Raw genomic sequence first — 17274 nt, 5'->3', positions numbered from 1 at the left:
TTACTCAGCCGCCTTGGCGTCGACCCAGTAACCCGGCTGATAGGCGACCGGCAGGAATTTTTCGTGGAATTCCTTGAAGGTGGCATCCGGATCGAGATCGGCAAAGAGGTTCGGGTGGAACCACTTCGCCAGCTGCTGGACGGCGACGAACTGGTAGGGGCTGGTATAAAATTGGTGCCAGATCGCATGGACATTGCCGCCGGCGACCGCCTTGGAGCCGGTGAAGGCCGGGTTTTCCATCAGCGTGTTCAGCGCCTTGCGGCTGTCGCCGAAGGTGGAAGCGGCGTTCGGGCCGACATTAACAAAGTCCTTGGCATTCTTGGTCTGGCTCCAGTTGGAGCCGGTGACGACGACGACATCGGGATTGGAGGCGACGACCTGCTCGGCATTGATCGAGCCGGTATAACCCGGCAGGAAATCGGAGCCGAGATTGTGGCCGCCGGCCCAATCGACCATCAGGCCGAAATTATCGGGACCGAAGGTACCGCAGCACTCGACCAAGCCCGCGGCGCGATACATGAACACGTTCGGCTTCGGCGGATTGGCCGCTTTCAGCCTGTCGGTGACGCGTGCCATCTGCTCTTTCCAGAAGCTGGCGACGGCTTCGGCGCGGTCCTCATGGCCGAAGAGCTGGCCGAGGATCTTCAGGCTCGGTTCGGTGTTGGCGAGGATGTGCTCGCGAAAATCGATATAGACGATCTTGACGCCGATGCCGGCGAGCATCTCTTCGAGTTTCACCTCGTCCGCTGCCGTCTTGTTGCCGATCGGGAGCAGCAGCACATCCGGATGAAGCTTGACCACCGTCTCGGTCTGCAGCGTGCCGTCGGTGAGATTGCCGAGGAAGGGCAGGTCTTTGCCTTTGGGGAATTTTTCGACATAGGCGTTGAAGCCGTCCTTGTCGGTGGTCCAGAGGTCGTTGCGCCAGCCGACGATCTTGGCAAAGGGATCTTCCTTCTCGATCGGCGCGACGGCGTAGAGCATGCGGCCTTCGCCGAGGATCACCCGCTCGACCGGCTTGTCGAAGCTGACTTCGCGGCCAGCGACATCCTTGATGGTGAAGGACTGCGCCCAGGCCGATAGCGGCATTAGGCCGGCAATCGCAGCTGCGGAGACTGCGAGCATTTTCACGAAATTCATCTGGAAATTCCCCTGACGTCTGAATAATGTCCGCAGCCATAAGAAATATGACTTTGTGAATCAAGTTATATGTTTTAGAGCATTTCCAAACTGATGCACTGCCGGGGCACTCAAGGTGAATTCGATGAATACAAACTACTCGATCCGCGATGAAATCCGCGATTTCTGGTCGGAAAGGGCTGAAACCTTCGACCAGAGCGTCGGCCATGAAATCTTTTCGGAAGGCGAGCGGAAGGGCTGGCAGCGGCTGGTCCGAAAACATCTCGGCGACGGGCAGGGGCGGGCAGCGCTCGATCTTGCCTGCGGCACCGCTGTCATTTCGCATCTGATGCATGATGTCGGCTTTGCGGTCACCGGGCTCGACTGGTCGGATGCGATGCTGGCGCAGGCACGCGCCAAGGCGAAGAAGCGCGGCACCGATATCCGCTTCGTTTCCGGCGACGCCGAAAACACGATGGAGCCACGGGGTAGCTACGACGTCATCACCAACCGGCATCTCATCTGGACGCTGGTGGATCCGGCTTCTGCCTTCGCAGAATGGTTCGCGGTGCTGAAGCCGGGGGGCAAAGTGCTGATCGTCGACGGCAACATGGGTCGGGAAACCTGGGTCAAGGGCCTGCAGAAGCTCTGGACGAAAATCTCCGGCAAACCTGCGGCAAGCCACATGTCGCCGGAAATGATGGCGCGGCATCAGAAGATCCGCTCACGCGTGCATTTTTCCCATGAAATGCCGGCGGAAGCGATCGTCGATCTTCTGCGCAAGGCCGGCTTCGTCGATATCGTCGTCGATCGCAAGCTTGGCGACATTCATTGGGCGCAGGCGCGCAAGATGCCGTTTCTGCGGGGGCTTGAGCGTATGGTGCAGGAGCGGTTTGCGATTTGTGCGCGTAAGCCTGGGTGATGTGATCTCCCTTCGCCCCGTTTACGGGGAGAGCGACTGTCTTATTTGTCAAGCGTTTTGCCATGGTCGTCCGTCCCTGATGATGGCATTGAGGATGGTGAGCAGCTTGCGCATAGTTGCGACGGTTGCGACGATCTTGGGCTTGCCGGCCGCGACCAGACGGTCGCGGAAGGCCTTGAGGTCGGGGTTGTACCGACTGGCGACGAGGGCGGCCATGAACAGCACAGCCCGCACCTTGCCGCGGCCGCCGCCGATGAAACTCTTGCCCTTCCACTTTCCCGATTGCCGCGTCCAGGGGGCAAGACCTGCCAGTGAGGCGATCTGGCGGCGGTCGAGGCTGCCGAGTTCGGGCAGCTCGGCCAGCAGCGTACGCGCCGTTGTCGGCCCGACACCCGGCACCGCGGTCAACAGCGCCTCGCGCACCTGCCAGACCGGCGATTTGCGGATATGGCTGTCGAGGTCGGCATCGAGGTTTTCGAGTTCGCGGCGCAAGGCTGTCAGCAAGCGCTTGATGCTTCTCTGCGCCTGTTTGGCCAGCGCCATACGCAACCGGTTCTCCTCGGCAACGGTCATCTGGACGATCTGCCGCCTCCGGGCAATGAGTTCGGACAGGGCCTGCGTCTCGGCATCGCGCAACGGCCGGATAGCCGGCTTCGTCGCCAGTACGAAGGCAGCGATGACGGCCGCATCGATCGGATCGGTCTTGGCCCTGCGGCCGAGCGCGTTGGCAAAGGCGCGCACCTGCGCCGGATTGACAACAACCACCCCAAAACCAGCTGCCGACAGGCTACCCGCCGCTAACATCTCGTAGCCGCCGGTCGCCTCCAGGCCGACGATCGTCGGCCTGGAGGCGACCAGCCCGGTGATTAATTCCTCAAGGCCGGCGTGGTCGTTGCTGACCGCGAAGTGCTCGCCTGAAGGGTGCAGCGACACGTCCAATCGGTCCTTGGAAACATCGATACCGACAACCACCCTCTCATTCATCTCCATCTGATCCCATCCTTGCCTAAGCGGGCTTTGCTTTCGCAAGCGGCCCCGGCGACTGTTCGGGTTCAATGGAACGGCGGACGGAGACCCAGGCTCTCCCACGGGCTTGGTGTCCCAAAGGTGCAACGGTCTTCCATCCGCCACCGCAACAGGCAGTACTACGCCAATAGCGGGTAAAGGGAAGTTACAAAGGTGGCCCGCAGGGTCGGATGAGGGGGCCGCACGGCATGCCGTTCATATTGCCCTTCGCTTCCACTCAGCGCATTCGCGGCTTTGCCGCTCACCCCCTCATCTGCCTGCTGGCATCTTCTCCCCGCTGGGGAGAAGGGACATGCCGCACCGTATCCCGGCCCTTCGCGTGGCTCAGGGCGTTCGGCCCTGCGATCGATTCACTGGATCGATCGCTCCCCGCTTTGCGGGAACCGAGCCTCACCCCCCCGTAACACTCATATGCCTGGCTACCGCCGGACGATTATGCGTGCGGTCGATGATGAAGTCGTGGCCCTTCGGTTTGCGGGTGATGGCCTCGTCGATGGCGGTGCGGAGGAGGGCGTCGTCTTCGCTGGCGCGCAGGGCGGCGCGTAGGTCGGCGGCGTCGTTCTGGCCGAGGCACATATAGAGCGTGCCGGTGCAGGTGAGGCGGACGCGGTTGCAGCTCTCGCAGAAATTATGGGTCATCGGGGTGATGAAGCCGAGGCGGCCGCCGGTTTCGGCGACCCTGACGTAACGCGCCGGGCCGCCGGTCTGGTAGTCGATGTCGGTCAGGGTGAACTGGTCTTCGAGATCGGCGCGCAGTTGCGAGAGCGGCAGGTATTGGTCGGTCCGGTCTTCTTCGATTTCGCCCATCGGCATGGTTTCGATGACGGTCAGGTCCATGCCGCGGCCATGGGCGAAGCGCAGGAGATCGGGCATCTCGGCGTCGTTGAAATCCTTCAGCGCCACGGCGTTGAGCTTGATCTTCAACCCGGCTTTCTCCGCCGCATCGACGCCTTCCATGACCTTGTCGAAATCGCCCCAGCGGGTGATCTTGCGGAATTTGTCGGGGTTGAGCGTGTCGAGTGAGACGTTGATGCGGCGCACGCCGCAATCATAAAGCTCTTCGGCATGGCGGGCCAGCTGCGATCCATTGGTCGTCAGCGTCAGCTCGTCGAGGCCGGAGCCGATCTTCTCACCGAGCTGGCGGACCAGATACATGATGTTCTTGCGCACCAGCGGCTCGCCGCCGGTCAGCCTGATCTTCGTCACGCCCTTGTCGATGAAGGCGGAACAGAGCCGGTCGAGCTCCTCCAGCGTCAACAGGTCCTTCTTCGGCAGGAAGGTCATATTTTCCGACATGCAATAGGTGCAGCGGAAATCGCAGCGGTCGGTGACGGAGACGCGGAGATAGGTGACCGCCCGCCCGAAGGGGTCGATCATCGGATGTGCATCCGCCACCAGCGGCGATGCGTTGCCTATCGTTCCTACTCTCGTATTCACCAATTCCTCCGCAACGGGATCTGAAGCACGCCAGACCGGATGCCGGCCTGTTTTCAAACGATATCTTTCTATTTGTGCATATGTGATTGCGCCGTCAAGGGAAACGGATTTCGCACACGTTAATTTGCTCTTGCCTCGAAAAAGGCGAACGCCTACTTCTCCAGGGGAAAGAGGGTGATAGAGATGAGCGATATCTGGCCGAGCGAACTCCGCGTTTCGAAAGATCGGCAGAGGCTGGCGATAACCTTCGACGACGGCCAGAGTTTCGACCTGTCGGCAGAGCTGTTGCGCGTGCTGTCGCCGTCTGCCGAGGTGCAGGGCCACGGGCCGGGGCAAAAGGTGACGGTGCCGGGCAAGCGCAATGTCGCGATCATCTCGATGATGCCGACCGGCAATTACGCCGTCCGGATCGGATTCGACGATATGCATGACACCGGCATCTACACCTGGACCTATCTGCGCGAGCTCGGCGAACGGGGTGCTGAGCTGTTTTCCGCCTATGAGGACGAGCTCCGGGAAAAGGGCATGGACCGCGATACGGGCCAAAAGCCGCGCTGAAATCAATGGGTATCGGGGGATACATGGCGAAAATGAACGGAAAGAACTGGCTGCGCGCCAAGGGCAGTGCCAGCGGCAGCAAGGTGACCTTCCTCGAACTGTTCTTCGATCTGGTCTTCGTTTTTTCGATCTCGCAGCTTTCGCATGCGCTCGCCGCCCATTATACGCCGCTCGGTGCCGCCGAAGCGGCGCTGATGACCTTTGCCGTCTGGTGGGTGTGGATCTTCACCGCCTGGGTGACCAACTGGCTCGACCCCGACAGGACGCCGGTGCGCGGCATGCTGGTGGCGCTGATGATGCTCGGGCTGCTGCTGTCGGCCTCCATCCCCGAGGCCTTCGGCGACAAGGGGCTGCTGTTTGCCGGCGCCTATGTGGCGATGCAGGTGGGGCGCTCGCTGTTTACGACCTATGCGATGACACGCGTCGACCGCGCCAATACGCTGAATTTCATCCGCATCACCACCTGGCTCGTCGTCGCCGCCGTCTTCTGGATTGCCGGCGGGCTGCTCGATCACGAGGCGCGGCTGATCGCCTGGGTGATCGCGCTCGCAATCGAATATGCCGGCCCGGCCGCGGGCTTTGCCGTGCCTGGCCTCGGCCGCTCGACGGCGGGCGACTGGGACGTTTCCGGCGCCCATATGGCCGAGCGCTGCGCGCTCTTCGTCATCATCTGCCTCGGCGAAGCAATCCTGGTTTCCGGCCGCACCTTTTCCGAGCTGCCGTTTTCGGGATTGACCGGCATCGTCTTCGTCACCGGTTTCATCGGCACCGTCACCATGTGGTGGCTTTATTTCCGCTTCGGCCACGGGCGCGCCGCCCACCGCATCGAGCATGAGGCGACGCCGGGGGCCTTGGCGCGGCTCGCCTTCACCTATGGGCATATCCCGATCCTGGCCGGCATCATCGTCCATGCGGTGGCAGTCGAATTCATGTTCTCGCATCCGCACGAGACCGGCGATCTCGGCATTGCTGCAGCTGTGCTCGGCGGCTCCGGCCTGTTTCTGATCGGCAATCTCTGGTTCAAGGGCGCGACCAGCGGGCAGCTGCCGCTGTCACATCTGGCCGGCCTGGTGTTGCTGATCCTGCTGGCCTTCGTTGCACCCTTCATCGAGATCTATCTGATGGGCATGCTGGCGACGCTGGTGCTGATTATCGTCGCCGCCTGGGAATACCGCTCGCTGACCGGCACGGCGGCAGCGCCGACGCTGCATTGATCCTCAATCCTCGTCGCGGAGATCGCTGAGCAGCACGGTGATGATGCGCTCCATCGAGGTGGCGGTCGCCATGCATTGCTCGATCGGCTCTTGCGAAAGCGAGCGTTCGATCAGATCCGTCTGGATCACCATCGCCGCCTCGGTCAACGTGCGGCCCTCCGGTGTGAGATAGAGGCGCAGCACGCGTTTGTCGCGCGCATCGCCGCGTCGTTCGATCAAGCCGCGCTTTTCCATCTGCGGCAGGAGCATGCTCATGTTGGAGCGGCCGACCAGCAGCTTGCGGGCCAGCTCCTGCTGCGAGATGGCTTCGAAACGATAGAGATTGACCAGGATGTCGAGGTGCGGCGGCTTGATGTCGAGATTGGCCAGCGAGCGGGTCAGCGATTGCTGCATCAGCTGGCAGGCGCGCGCCACCGCGATCCAGCTGCGAAAACGCGGATGATCCCAGGGAAGGGATTGATTTTTGTTCATCGTTGTACTTTATTGTTCAGTGTTGAACAGTCTTTTGGATTCTCACTATGGCAAATTTTGCGCGCAAGGTCACCCGCCTCGGGTTCTCCCTGCTACAGGCGGTTTCGCCGGATCTGGCGGGCAGGGCGGCGTTCCTGCTGTTCTGCAGGACGCCGTCGCCGCGGCCGAAGGGAGCAAAAGCCAAGGCGGCGCATGCGGCGGGCGCGGCCCGGCTTGACGGCGCCGAACGTTTCACCCTCAGACTTGCCGGCGGGGCGAAAACGCATGCCTATCGGCTGAACGGCGGGGCGAGAGGAAGACGCAAGCGCTATCTGGTGACGCATGGCTGGGGCTCGAGCACCGAATACATGGCCGAGCTCGTTTCGATGCTTTCGGCAACGGGCGCGGAGGTGGTGGCCCTCGATTTTCCCGGCCACGGACGTGCCAGCCGGCGCTTCCTGCACATGGGGCTTGCGGTCAAGGCGATTGCCGCGATCGAGGCACGCTTCGGCGCCTTCGATGCGGTCATCGGCCATTCCTTCGGCGGCGCGGCGCTGGTGGTATCGGTGGCGGGTCTGCTGCCCGATGTCGCTCCTGTCACGGCTGAGCGGCTGGTGCTGATCGGTGCGCCAAGCGAAATGGCCTGGCTGTTTACCGACTTCGGCCGGATGATCGGCCTTCGCCCGGCCGCGCAAGCGGCGCTGGAGAATGAGGTTCGTCACGTCACCGGACGGAGACTTGAGGATTTCGATGCTGGCGATGCGGCGAGTGCGATCGGCCGGCCGGTGCTCGTCATCCATGCCGAGGACGACAAGGAAGTGCCGCCAGCCCATGCCAAGCGCTATCAGGCAGCCGGCGAGGGCGTCCGGCTGTTCTGGGCGAACGGTTTCGGGCACCGGCGCATCCTCGCCGCCGCTCCGGTTCTTGCCGCAATCGCTGCGTTTCTCGGAGCTGTCCAAGGCGAGGAGGACATGGCCGACGAAGGCATCAAAAACGCTGCTGAGATCATTCCGTTTTTTGAGCTTCCGGTAAAGCGCGCGGCATTGTAGCGTCCGTCCCGATATCAAGCCGCGGCGGGACGCCTCATGAAAATCATCAGCAGCATCGATGAGCTCAACACGATCTACGGCGCCGGGCTTTCGCAGGCCTCGGTCGACAAGGTGACGAAGCGGTTGACGCCGCTCTATCGGCAGATGATCGCGCTTTCGCCGTTCGCAGCGCTTGCCACCGTCGGGCCCGAAGGGCTCGACTGTTCGCCGCGCGGCGATCTCGGCGGCGTGGTGCGCGTCGTCGACGACGAGACGCTGCATCTGCCGGACTGGCGCGGCAACAACCGCGTCGACTCGCTCTCCAATATCGTGCGCGATCCCCGGCTGGCGCTGATGTTCCTGATCCCCGGCTCGAACACGACGATGCGCATCAACGGCCGCGGCGTCGTCTCGGACGACGAGGCAGTGCTTTCGAGCTTCGAGATGGACGGCATACATCCCCGCACCGTCGTGGTGATTTCGATCGACGAGGTCTATTTCCAATGCGCCCGCGCCGTGATGCGGGCCGAACTCTGGAATGGCCAACATTTCGCCGATCCGGCGGGCCTGCCGACACCGGGCCAGATGCTGAAGGCCGCGGTCGGTGATTTCGACCAGGAAACCTACGACCGGGAATGGCCGGGACGCGCGGCGAAGACGATGTGGTAAAACCGCCGTCACCTGTGGGGTGACAGCGTGCCAGTGGCGCGGACTTGCCGTCAGCTCTTGTAGATCAGCCAGCTCTTGGTGAAATCCTTCTGCATGCCGTCCTGATAGAGGATGGTGCAGTTGCGGCCGGCATTCTTGGCGCCGTAAAGGGCGATGTCGGTCTTGCTGTAGAGTTCGCCGGCATCTTCGGCGCTGGAGGCCATGCAGATGCCGATCGAGACGGTGATCGGGCCGTAATTGACCCGCGTGCGGGAATTCTTGAACGAGGTGGTTTCCAGCGTGCGGCGGATGCGCTCGGCGATCGCCGTGATCTCTTCGGGCGTGTTGCCGTCGATGATCAGCGCGAACTCCTCGCCGCCGGCGCGGGCAACAAAGACATCACGCCGGACATTGCTGCGGATGACGGAGGCGACGGTGGCGAGAATCTTGTCGCCGACGGGATGGCCGTAGGTGTCGTTGATCTTCTTGAAGTTGTCGATATCGGCCAGCAGCAAGGCCGTCACCGGCCGCATGCCGGGATTGTTGAAGACGGCGGCGAGGCGCTCGTCGAAGGCGCGGCGGTTGGAAAGGCGCGTCAACGAATCGGTGTTGGCGATGCGTTTATATTCATCGAGTTCCTTGCGGACCTGATCCATCTCCTGCGAGCGCTGGACGACGTCGCCGACGGTGCGTTCGCCGTGCGCCATGGTGTCGCCGGTCGCCTGGCTCAAAAGTTCGATGGCGTTTTCGATCAGTTCGACGCTGGCATTGCTTTTGGAGGTGATGCGCTTATGGGTCTCGCCGAGTAGCCTTGTATAGCTTTCCAGCGAGTTTTGCTCCTGTCTCAGAACCCGCAGCAGTCCATCGAGTTCGCCTGAAATGCGGGTATGGGCGTCGTCGAAGACGCGGGCCGGGCTGCTGGTGAAATACTGCGCGCCTAGCTCGTCGAGCTCGGCCTGCGTCGCCTGGCCGCCGAGGGCTGCAAGGTCCCGGGTGAGCGCGGGGTTGGAGCCGATATAGGCTTCGTAGAAGAGTTCGTAGTTGCGCGGTATTGGCGCAACGCCCATCGAGCGCATGGCATAGGTGATCTGGCCCGCTACGTCGGGAACCTGCACCTTGGGCGCGACAGCCGTGTTCATCCGGCGAACTCCTCATATATTCGAAGGCAATAATCTATTTGGTAGCTTAAATTTCTTGGGAAAAGATTAAAGCGATATATACCAAAGATTACATACGATAAGTCCATGACTGGCCAATACTTCAAGTAGCCCCATGATTCTCAAAGAAAATATCTAGCTTTGGTGAGAAAGCGGATGCTCGCTAGACGGGAGCGATATCTGAAAAACTTGCAGTTCTTCTCTGCATTTCGCACGTATTCATCATATCGATAGTTGTTCGGCAGCCCGGTATTTCATTGGAAATGGGTTGGAATGATATTTCCAAGGCTGTTTGCTGGCGGCGGACTTTGCCGCAGCCCGCACATTCAAGAACGGGACGGGCGCCGATGCCTGCCCGTCCCGCATCCGAGAGCGTCACCCCAGGTTCAATTCCTGGAAGAAGTCATTGCCCTTGTCGTCGATGACGATGAAGGCCGGAAAGTCTTCGACTTCGATCTTCCAGACCGCTTCCATGCCGAGTTCGGGATATTCGTAGACTTCGACCTTGCGGATGCAGTCCTGAGCAAGACGGGCGGCGGGGCCGCCGATCGATCCGAGATAAAAGCCGCCATGTTTCTTGCAGGCCTCGCGCACGGCGCGCGAGCGGTTGCCCTTGGCAAGCATCACCATCGATCCGCCGAAGGACTGGAACTGGTCGACGTAACTGTCCATGCGCCCGGCCGTCGTCGGGCCGAAGGAGCCGGAGGCGTAACCGACAGGCGTCTTGGCCGGGCCGGCATAATAGATCGGGTGGTTTTTCAGGTATTCGGGCATGCCTTCGCCTTTCTCCAGCCGCTCGCGGATCTTGGCATGGGCAAGGTCGCGGGCGACAATGATCGTGCCCGACAGCGACAGGCGCGCCTTGACGGGATGCCTGGAGAGTTCGGCCAGCACTTCGGCCATCGGCCGGTTGAGATCGATACGGACGGTCGATTCCGACAGTTTCGCTTCGTCGATCTCGGGCATGTATTTCGACGGATCGGTTTCGAGCTGCTCGACGAAGATGCCGTCGCGGGTGATGCGGCCCTTGGCCTGACGGTCGGCGGAACAGGAGACGCCGAGGCCGATCGGCAGCGAGGCGCCGTGGCGGGGCAGGCGGATGACACGCACGTCATGACAGAAATACTTGCCGCCGAACTGGGCGCCGACACCCATCTGCTGCGTCAGTCGGTGGATTTCCTTTTCCATCTCGAGATCGCGGAAGGCGTGGCCGCTCTCGGAGCCTTCGGTCGGCAGCTCGTCGAGATAGCGGGTCGAGGCGAGCTTGACGGTTTTCAGGTTCATCTCGGCCGAAGTGCCGCCGATGACGATGGCCAGATGGTAGGGCGGACAGGCTGCCGTCCCTAACGTCAGGATCTTCTCCTTGAGGAAGTCGATCATCCGGTCGTGCGTCAAGAGCGAGGGTGTGCCCTGGTAAAGGAAGGTCTTGTTGGCCGAGCCGCCGCCCTTGGCGACGAAGAGGAATTCGTAGGCGTCGGTGCCTTCCTCGTAGATGTCGATCTGTGCCGGCAGGTTGTTCTTGGTGTTCTTCTCCTCGAACATCTTGACCGGCGCGAGCTGCGAATAACGCAGGTTCTTCTTCTCATAGGCATCCATGACGCCGCGGGCGAGTGCCGCGGTATCCCCGCCCTCGGTCCAGACCCTGCGGCCCTTCTTGCCCATGATGATTGCCGTGCCGGTATCCTGGCACATCGGCAGCACGCCGCCGGCGGCAATATTGGCGTTCTTCAAAAGGTCGTAGGCGACGAAGCGGTCGTTGTCGGTCGCCTCGGGGTCATCGAGGATCGAGGCGAGCTGCTTCAGGTGGCCGGGGCGGAGCAGATGGTTGATATCGGCGAAGGCGGTTTCGGCAAGCAGGCGGATGGCTTCCGGCTCGACGGTCAATATTTCCTGGCCTTTGAAACTGTCGACCGAGACATGGTCGCCGCTGATCTTGCGGTAGGGGGTGGTATCCTTGCCGAGCGGGAAGAGATCGTCAGCCATCGAAGTGACCTTTCTGGTGGGCGTGCGTCGCTAAATTGGAACCGGTCTAAATCCGCGGCGCTGCAAATGCAATCTGGATGGGCGAGCGGTCAAATCCGCATTCGTCGGGAAAGACGACTTCAGGTTGCCTTTCGCCGGAGGCCGGTTCATATTTCCCGCGACGTTAACTTCCGGGGGCTTCCGATGACGAACGCAAAACCGACTGCTAACGACGATCTTCTCATTTTCTTCGAGCACGACTGGATCAGAGGGGATTTGCTGTCCAATGACAGCGATCCAGAGGGATCGACCACCTATCTTCGCTCTTTCGACGGTGTCAGGGTCGATGCGAAACAGGGACTGACACAGGAAACGATCATCAAAGGCGATTATGGGACCTTCACCGTGCGGCCCGACGGTCACTTCACCTACGAGCTGGATTACTCGCTCGACGTGGTGAAGAACTTGCGGGCGCACGACCAGTTGATCGAAGAGATCCGCTACAAGATCTCCGATGGCGTGGGGGGAACGGATGTCGGGGTTCTGACGCTGGCGATCGACGGCGTCAATGAAGAGGACAAGTATCATGAAGTCCTGGATTTCGACGACCTGGGTGTCACATCGCGCGCGGATGACTTTTCTCTGCCGAATTACCGGGGCTTCGCGCTCTCCGTGAACGGCATTCACGACCTGACGTTTCTGAACGGTATTGTCTATGACACGATCCCGGGCGTCGACGCCATCACCGAGGACGGTTTCAGCGATACGGTTCTATCGCCGGGTTCGGCGCCCGTGACCCTGAAAATGGTCGATGGCGGCGACTTCACCTTTCAGGGCGTTTCGATTGCCGAATTGTCGGCCTCGCCCTTTCATTTGACGCTGACCGCGATGAACGACGGCCAGATCGTCTATCAGCAGGAACTTGAGGTCGCCGATCCCGATCTTCTGGTCGAGATTGAAGACATCGATGAAATCAGTTTCGATTTCATGGGCAATTCGGTCGTGATGGACAATTTTTCGCTGTTGGTCTGATCGCAACCGATCGCCTTCTCCGCCGCAAGCGAGGGAGAAGGCTGAAGCTTCATGGCGTTACTACTTTGGGCCGATCATCGTTTCCGGGCGGACGATCGTATCGTAGTCTTCTGCCGAGACCAGGCCGCTGGCGAGGGCTTCTTCCTTCAGCGTCGTGCCATTTTTGTGGGCGGTCTTGGCGATCTTAGCGGCTGCGTCGTAGCCGATCTTCGGGGCAAGCGCGGTCACCAGCATCAGCGAGCGTTCGAGGCCGGCCTTGATGTTGTCCTCGCGCGCCTCGATGCCGACGACACAATTATCGGTGAAGGAGACGGCGGCATCCGCCAGCAGTTGCACCGATTGCAGGAAGTTGTACGCCATCATCGGATTGTAGACGTTGAGTTCGAAATGACCCTGGCTGTCGGCAAAGGTCAGCGCGGCGTGATTGCCGAAGATGTGGATGCAGACCTGCGTCAGCGCCTCGCACTGGGTCGGATTGACCTTGCCGGGCATGATCGAGGAGCCGGGCTCGTTTTCCGGCAGCGCCAGTTCGCCGAGACCGGCGCGTGGGCCGGAGCCGAGCAGGCGGATATCGTTGGCGATCTTGAAGAGGGCGGCAGCGCCCGCATTGATGGCGCCATGGGAAAAGACCATGCCGTCATGCGAGGCGAGCGCCTCGAACTTGTTCGGCGCGGTGACGAAGGGCATGGCTGTTATGGCGGCGATCTCTTCGGCGACCTTTTCGGCGAAGCCCAGCGGCGCATTGAGGCCGGTACCGACGGCCGTCCCACCCTGGGCGAGTTCGCAGAGGCCGGGCAGGGTCATTTCGATGCGCTTGATGGCGGAGCCGACCTGGGCGGCATAACCCGAAAATTCCTGGCCGAGTGTCAGCGGTGTTGCGTCCTGGGTGTGGGTGCGGCCGATCTTGATGATGTGGCTGAATTCGGTGACCTTCATGTCGAGGGCGGCATGGAGGTGCTTCAGGGATGGCAACAGGTGATGGGCGATCCGTTCGGCGCAGGCGATGTGCATCGCCGTCGGGTAGGTGTCGTTCGACGACTGGCTCATATTGACGTGATCGTTCGGATGCACCGGCTTCTTGGAACCCATGACGCCGCCGAGCATTTCTATAGCACGATTGGAGATCACTTCATTGGCATTCATGTTGGACTGCGTGCCTGAACCGGTCTGCCAGACGACCAGCGGAAAATGGTCGTCGAGTTTGCCCTCGACCACTTCCTGGGCGGCATCGACGATGGCCTGTCCGAGGCCAGGATCAAGCTGGCCGAGCGACATGTTGGCGCGGGCCGCCGCCTGCTTGACGATGCCGAGCGCACGCACGATCGACAGCGGCTGCTTTTCCCAGCCGATCTTGAAATTGCCGAGCGAACGCTCGGCCTGGGCGCCCCAATATCGGTCGGCGGCAACGTCGATGGGCCCAAAAGTATCGGTTTCGGTACGGGTTGCGGTCATCAGCCTTGCCTTCCCTTTAAATGCTGTTTTCGGTCGTCTTCGAAAGATCAGGTCTTATAGGTGGGAACGTTCGACAAGAAAACCGGACGCCATGCGAAATATTGAAGTCGGAAGTCATGTTTGCGAGGCTTGTGCGGCGTGCCTTTTAGGCCACTTTCGAAATTTTATGCGTCTGGGCGTTTTCGCCACATTGGTCTGGCGGCAAAAATTGGGTAAAAAATTAACTAATAATTTCATAATTTTGTGTGAACTTCTGCGCGGCGCCGTGCAGGATCTCCGTCACACAAAATTGAGTCCGCCGGCGCTGGCGGCGCAGGCCGGTTTCTGATCAATGAGGCCTTACGCTGCATGAGTTTCGCGGGATAAGATATTGAGCCTTGCGCTCGTGACAAGAACAGCATGACACCGGGACTGGAAGATATATGACGTTCGTTTTGAAAAGCGCGGCATCCGCATTGGCAATTTCCTGCGGCGTAGCGGTTATGAATGCCGCACCTGCGCATGCTTATACATTGATGGAGATGCTGCGCGGCGACAGGCAGCGGAACCAGAGCACCATCTTCATGGATCAGGCGCCTGGCCGTCCGGTGCCGCGCGGCGCCGTCGGCGGCTCGCTCGGCGGGCTTGATCCGGAAGCGCCGTTGCCGAAGGTGAGCGGCCCGCGTTACTACACCTATAAAACCGAAACGCTGCAGTTGGTCGATACCGGCAAGTTTGCCGATCCTGTCGTCACCGGCGCGGTCGCCGATGTATCGGCGAGCGGCGATGCCAGCGCCGAACCCGCCGTGCAGCGCCGTTTCCTGGCGCAGGCCAAGGTGCGTGCCAATGCCGACGTCGCAAAGGCGCTCGAAGCCTATTATGGCGATAGCCGCAACCCGCTCGTCTGGGTCGATGGCAATCAGATCAACGATGGTGCCAAGTCGGCGATGCTGGTGCTTGCCGATGCGGCCTCCGTCGGCCTCGACCCGGCAGATTACGCCATCCAGACGCCTGATATCGACCCGGCCAATCCCGATCCAGCCTTCCGCGATCGGGCGCTGACGCAATTCGAGCTCGAACTCTCCGCCAAGGTGCTGGCCTTCGTGCAGGACACCGCGCGCGGTCGCATCGATCCGAACAAGATCTCCGGCTATCACGACTTCCAGCGCAAGGTGGTCAATCTGGCGCCGGTGCTGAAGCTTGCCCGCATGAGCCCCGATGTCGGCGCTTACATCGCCAACCGCTCACCCGATAGTCCACAGTTCCAGGCGTTGAAGGCGGAACTCGCCAAGCTTCGCGCAGCCGACGGCGGCAATGAGGAGCGAATCGTCGTTTCGCTCGATACGCTGCTGAAGCCCGGCGAAAGCTCGCCCGAGATCGCCAATATCGTCAAGGCGATCGGCAAGCACGGTTCCGAAACGCTGAGGACCGATCACGCGGCAACGCTTGCTGCTTACGCAGGCAGCAGCGACTATTCGCCTGAGATCGTCTCGCTGGTCGAGGATTTCCAGAAGGAGCGCGGACTGAAGGCCGATGGCGTCATCGGCCAGGCTACGGTGCGCGCCATGACCGGCGGCGATAGCAATGCCTCGAAGATCGACAAGCTCGTCGTCGCCATGGAACAGGCGCGCTGGCTGCCCGAAGATCTCGGTTCCCGTTACGTGATGATCAACCAGCCGGCCTTCATGGTCTATTACCACAATGGCGGCAAGGAACAGCTGTCGATGCGCGTTGTGGTCGGCGGCAAGAACAACCAGACCTATTTCTTCGACGACGAGATCGAGACGGTGGAGTTCAACCCTTTCTGGGGCGTGCCGCAGTCGATCATCATCAACGAGATGTTGCCGAAGCTGCGCTCGGATCCGAACTATCTCGACCAGCTCGGTTATGAGGTTGAGGTGAACGGCCACGCGGTCGCCTCGTCGAGCGTCGACTGGTACGGCTCGACCGACAACGTCTCGGTGCGCCAGCCGCCAAGCAGTGACAATGCGCTCGGCGAACTGAAGATCCTGTTCCCGAACAGCCACGCGATCTATATGCACGACACGCCGTCGAAGAGCTTCTTCAAGCGCGACATGCGGGCGCTGAGCCACGGTTGCGTGCGCCTTGCCGATCCGCGTGCCATGGCAGCTGCAGTGCTCGGAACGACGGTCGACGACGTTGCCAAGCAGATCGCCACGGGGCAGAACCATGCGGTCAAGGTGCCGCAGAGGATTCCCGTTTACGTGTCCTATTTCACAGCCTGGCCGAACAAGGACGGCGTGGTGGAATATTTCGACGACGTTTATGGCCGCGACGGCTATGTCGACAAGGCATTCGACGCGACGACCAAGGCGCGTGGGGCGCAGATCTGACGCTGATTTTATTAGATTACGGAGCGGGCGGTCTTTGGGCCGCCCGTTTTGTTTTTGTGCGGGATTCGAACGCCTTCGTTCTGGGCTTAGTCCAAGGTAGGAAATACGAAGGAGAGGGCGGCTCACACGGTACGCCGGCAAAGGAAGGATCAGAACTGGGCGAGAGCCTCAGACGGCGACCTTCGCTGCAAACTCCCGCAACAGCCTCTCCACCAGTTCCGGGGTCAGCTCATCGTAATGGGTGATGATCACATCCGGATCGAGGCTTGAGACTGGCACGTCGGAATAACCAAAGGGCACGGCGATCGACGGGACGCCGGCATTCCTGGCGACGGCGATGTCGTTGATGCTGTCGCCGATCATCACGGTGCGGGACCGGTCGCCGCCGGCGCGTTCGATGGTGCCTGTGAGGTGGCGGGCGTCGGGCTTGCGCACGTCGAAGGTGTCGCCGCCGGTGATGGCGGCGAAATAGCTGGCGAGATCGAGCTTGTCCAGCAGGCCGAGCGCCAGGCTTTCCATCTTGTTGGTGCAGACGGCGAGGCGGTAACCCTGTGATTTTAGCCGATCCATCGCGGCGACCAGGCCGGGATAGGGCTCGGTGCGGCCGGGCATGTTGCCGGCATAATGGGCGATGAAACGCTCGACCAGGGGCGGCAGGGCTTCCTGAGTAAGCGGATGGCCGCGCAGCCGGCAGGCGCGTTCGATCATCACGCGGGCGCCGTGGCCGACGAGATGGGTGAGGTCGTCATAGCTGACCGGTTCGAGGCTAAGGGCCGCAATCGTATGGTTCAGGCTCTCGACCAAGTCCGTATGGGTGTCGAGAAGGGTGCCATCGAGATCGAAGACGACGAGCGCCGGGCGGACGGAGGAGGGGATCAAGGGCTTGCCTCTTTAAGCGATGGATCGTCCTTTGAGGTGACGAGCCGCCTCCGCGAACGA

At 61.2% G+C, this 17274-nt stretch carries 16 protein-coding genes; 8 read left to right on the top strand and 8 right to left on the bottom strand.

The features are described 5' to 3' along the window. Nucleotides 1-1137, bottom strand: coding sequence for an ABC transporter substrate-binding protein (locus J3O30_RS12850; protein WP_207580712.1), 1137 nt, complete (start codon nucleotides 1135-1137; stop codon nucleotides 1-3). Nucleotides 1138-1261: 124 nt separating this feature from the next. Here J3O30_RS12850 and J3O30_RS12845 point away from each other — a divergent pair, with 124 nt between their 5' ends. Next, nucleotides 1262-2038 carry a class I SAM-dependent methyltransferase gene (locus J3O30_RS12845; protein WP_207580711.1) on the top strand — a complete coding sequence of 259 codons (777 nt, stop codon included), beginning with the start codon at nucleotides 1262-1264 and terminating at the stop codon, nucleotides 2036-2038. 48 nt (nucleotides 2039-2086) lie between these two features. Here the strand turns inward: J3O30_RS12845 and J3O30_RS12840 are convergent, their stop codons facing one another. After that, nucleotides 2087-3022: an IS110 family transposase gene (locus tag J3O30_RS12840; protein WP_207584240.1), complete on the bottom strand. Its 936-nt coding sequence runs from the start codon at nucleotides 3020-3022 to the stop codon at nucleotides 2087-2089. A gap of 432 nt (nucleotides 3023-3454) precedes the next feature. Then, nucleotides 3455-4501: a GTP 3',8-cyclase MoaA gene (gene moaA / locus J3O30_RS12835; protein ID WP_207580710.1), complete on the bottom strand. Its 1047-nt coding sequence runs from the start codon at nucleotides 4499-4501 to the stop codon at nucleotides 3455-3457. 183 nt (nucleotides 4502-4684) lie between these two features. Here moaA and J3O30_RS12830 point away from each other — a divergent pair, with 183 nt between their 5' ends. Further along, nucleotides 4685-5059, top strand: a complete 375-nt coding sequence (locus J3O30_RS12830; protein ID WP_207580709.1) for a DUF971 domain-containing protein — start codon at nucleotides 4685-4687, stop codon at nucleotides 5057-5059. 23 nt (nucleotides 5060-5082) lie between these two features. Next, nucleotides 5083-6273 carry a low temperature requirement protein A gene (locus J3O30_RS12825; protein ID WP_207580708.1) on the top strand — a complete coding sequence of 397 codons (1191 nt, stop codon included), beginning with the start codon at nucleotides 5083-5085 and terminating at the stop codon, nucleotides 6271-6273. A gap of 3 nt (nucleotides 6274-6276) precedes the next feature. Here the strand turns inward: J3O30_RS12825 and J3O30_RS12820 are convergent, their stop codons facing one another. After that, nucleotides 6277-6744 carry a MarR family transcriptional regulator gene (locus J3O30_RS12820; protein WP_207580707.1) on the bottom strand — a complete coding sequence of 156 codons (468 nt, stop codon included), beginning with the start codon at nucleotides 6742-6744 and terminating at the stop codon, nucleotides 6277-6279. A gap of 47 nt (nucleotides 6745-6791) precedes the next feature. Here J3O30_RS12820 and J3O30_RS12815 point away from each other — a divergent pair, with 47 nt between their 5' ends. Both J3O30_RS12815 and J3O30_RS12810 read left to right on the top strand, forming a co-directional pair. Further along, complete coding sequence (locus J3O30_RS12815; protein WP_207580706.1) at nucleotides 6792-7772, top strand: alpha/beta fold hydrolase; 981 nt, start codon at nucleotides 6792-6794, stop codon at nucleotides 7770-7772. Nucleotides 7773-7808: 36 nt separating this feature from the next. Further along, nucleotides 7809-8420 carry a pyridoxamine 5'-phosphate oxidase family protein gene (locus J3O30_RS12810; protein ID WP_207580705.1) on the top strand — a complete coding sequence of 204 codons (612 nt, stop codon included), beginning with the start codon at nucleotides 7809-7811 and terminating at the stop codon, nucleotides 8418-8420. Between the two features lie 50 nt (nucleotides 8421-8470). On the opposite strand, the gene J3O30_RS12805 is transcribed toward J3O30_RS12810, so the two are convergent. Both J3O30_RS12805 and J3O30_RS12800 read right to left on the bottom strand, forming a co-directional pair. After that, complete coding sequence (locus tag J3O30_RS12805; protein WP_207580704.1) at nucleotides 8471-9538, bottom strand: GGDEF domain-containing protein; 1068 nt, start codon at nucleotides 9536-9538, stop codon at nucleotides 8471-8473. 393 nt (nucleotides 9539-9931) lie between these two features. Beyond that, entirely contained in the window at nucleotides 9932-11539 is a 1608-nt protein-coding gene (locus J3O30_RS12800) for a fumarate hydratase (RefSeq protein ID WP_207580703.1), read from the bottom strand. A gap of 183 nt (nucleotides 11540-11722) precedes the next feature. On the opposite strand from J3O30_RS12800, the gene J3O30_RS12795 reads away from it, so the two are divergent. Beyond that, nucleotides 11723-12550: an Ig-like domain-containing protein gene (locus J3O30_RS12795; protein WP_207584320.1), complete on the top strand. Its 828-nt coding sequence runs from the start codon at nucleotides 11723-11725 to the stop codon at nucleotides 12548-12550. Nucleotides 12551-12610: 60 nt separating this feature from the next. Here the strand turns inward: J3O30_RS12795 and fumC are convergent, their stop codons facing one another. Continuing rightward, the gene (gene fumC, locus J3O30_RS12790) at nucleotides 12611-14002 is read right to left on the bottom strand and encodes a class II fumarate hydratase (protein ID WP_207580702.1); all 1392 of its coding nucleotides are present in this window, start codon (nucleotides 14000-14002) and stop codon (nucleotides 12611-12613) included. Between the two features lie 91 nt (nucleotides 14003-14093). Between fumC and J3O30_RS12785 the strand changes: the two genes are divergently transcribed. Next, nucleotides 14094-14330, top strand: a complete 237-nt coding sequence (locus J3O30_RS12785; protein ID WP_207584404.1) for a hypothetical protein — start codon at nucleotides 14094-14096, stop codon at nucleotides 14328-14330. A gap of 94 nt (nucleotides 14331-14424) precedes the next feature. Further along, a complete protein-coding gene (locus J3O30_RS12780; RefSeq protein ID WP_207580701.1) occupies nucleotides 14425-16335 on the top strand; it encodes a murein L,D-transpeptidase in 1911 nt (636 codons plus the stop codon). A gap of 168 nt (nucleotides 16336-16503) precedes the next feature. Here the strand turns inward: J3O30_RS12780 and J3O30_RS12775 are convergent, their stop codons facing one another. Beyond that, nucleotides 16504-17214: an HAD family hydrolase gene (locus J3O30_RS12775; protein WP_207580700.1), complete on the bottom strand. Its 711-nt coding sequence runs from the start codon at nucleotides 17212-17214 to the stop codon at nucleotides 16504-16506. Nucleotides 17215-17274: the final 60 nt, after the last annotated feature.

The organism is Rhizobium sp. NZLR1 (genome assembly GCF_017357385.1).
Lineage (GTDB): Bacteria > Pseudomonadota > Alphaproteobacteria > Rhizobiales > Rhizobiaceae > Rhizobium.
This window is presented reverse-complemented; position numbering and strand designations above follow the sequence as displayed.

What these genes read in the sequence shown, in the direction of transcription:
- J3O30_RS12805 (WP_207580704.1), bottom strand. Translation starts at nt 9,538, where the DNA reads ATGAACACGGCTGTCGCGCCCAAGGTGCAGGTTCCCGACGTAGCGGGC.
- J3O30_RS12820 (WP_207580707.1), bottom strand. Translation starts at nt 6,744, where the DNA reads ATGAACAAAAATCAATCCCTTCCCTGGGATCATCCGCGTTTTCGCAGC.
- J3O30_RS12825 (WP_207580708.1), top strand. Translation starts at nt 5,083, where the DNA reads ATGGCGAAAATGAACGGAAAGAACTGGCTGCGCGCCAAGGGCAGTGCC.
- J3O30_RS12785 (WP_207584404.1), top strand. Translation starts at nt 14,094, where the DNA reads ATGCGAAATATTGAAGTCGGAAGTCATGTTTGCGAGGCTTGTGCGGCG.
- J3O30_RS12830 (WP_207580709.1), top strand. Translation starts at nt 4,685, where the DNA reads ATGAGCGATATCTGGCCGAGCGAACTCCGCGTTTCGAAAGATCGGCAG.
- J3O30_RS12780 (WP_207580701.1), top strand. Translation starts at nt 14,425, where the DNA reads ATGACGTTCGTTTTGAAAAGCGCGGCATCCGCATTGGCAATTTCCTGC.
- J3O30_RS12850 (WP_207580712.1), bottom strand. Translation starts at nt 1,137, where the DNA reads ATGAATTTCGTGAAAATGCTCGCAGTCTCCGCAGCTGCGATTGCCGGC.
- fumC (WP_207580702.1), bottom strand. Translation starts at nt 14,002, where the DNA reads ATGACCGCAACCCGTACCGAAACCGATACTTTTGGGCCCATCGACGTT.
- J3O30_RS12795 (WP_207584320.1), top strand. Translation starts at nt 11,723, where the DNA reads ATGACGAACGCAAAACCGACTGCTAACGACGATCTTCTCATTTTCTTC.
- J3O30_RS12845 (WP_207580711.1), top strand. Translation starts at nt 1,262, where the DNA reads ATGAATACAAACTACTCGATCCGCGATGAAATCCGCGATTTCTGGTCG.
- J3O30_RS12800 (WP_207580703.1), bottom strand. Translation starts at nt 11,539, where the DNA reads ATGGCTGACGATCTCTTCCCGCTCGGCAAGGATACCACCCCCTACCGC.
- J3O30_RS12840 (WP_207584240.1), bottom strand. Translation starts at nt 3,022, where the DNA reads ATGAATGAGAGGGTGGTTGTCGGTATCGATGTTTCCAAGGACCGATTG.
- J3O30_RS12815 (WP_207580706.1), top strand. Translation starts at nt 6,792, where the DNA reads ATGGCAAATTTTGCGCGCAAGGTCACCCGCCTCGGGTTCTCCCTGCTA.
- J3O30_RS12810 (WP_207580705.1), top strand. Translation starts at nt 7,809, where the DNA reads ATGAAAATCATCAGCAGCATCGATGAGCTCAACACGATCTACGGCGCC.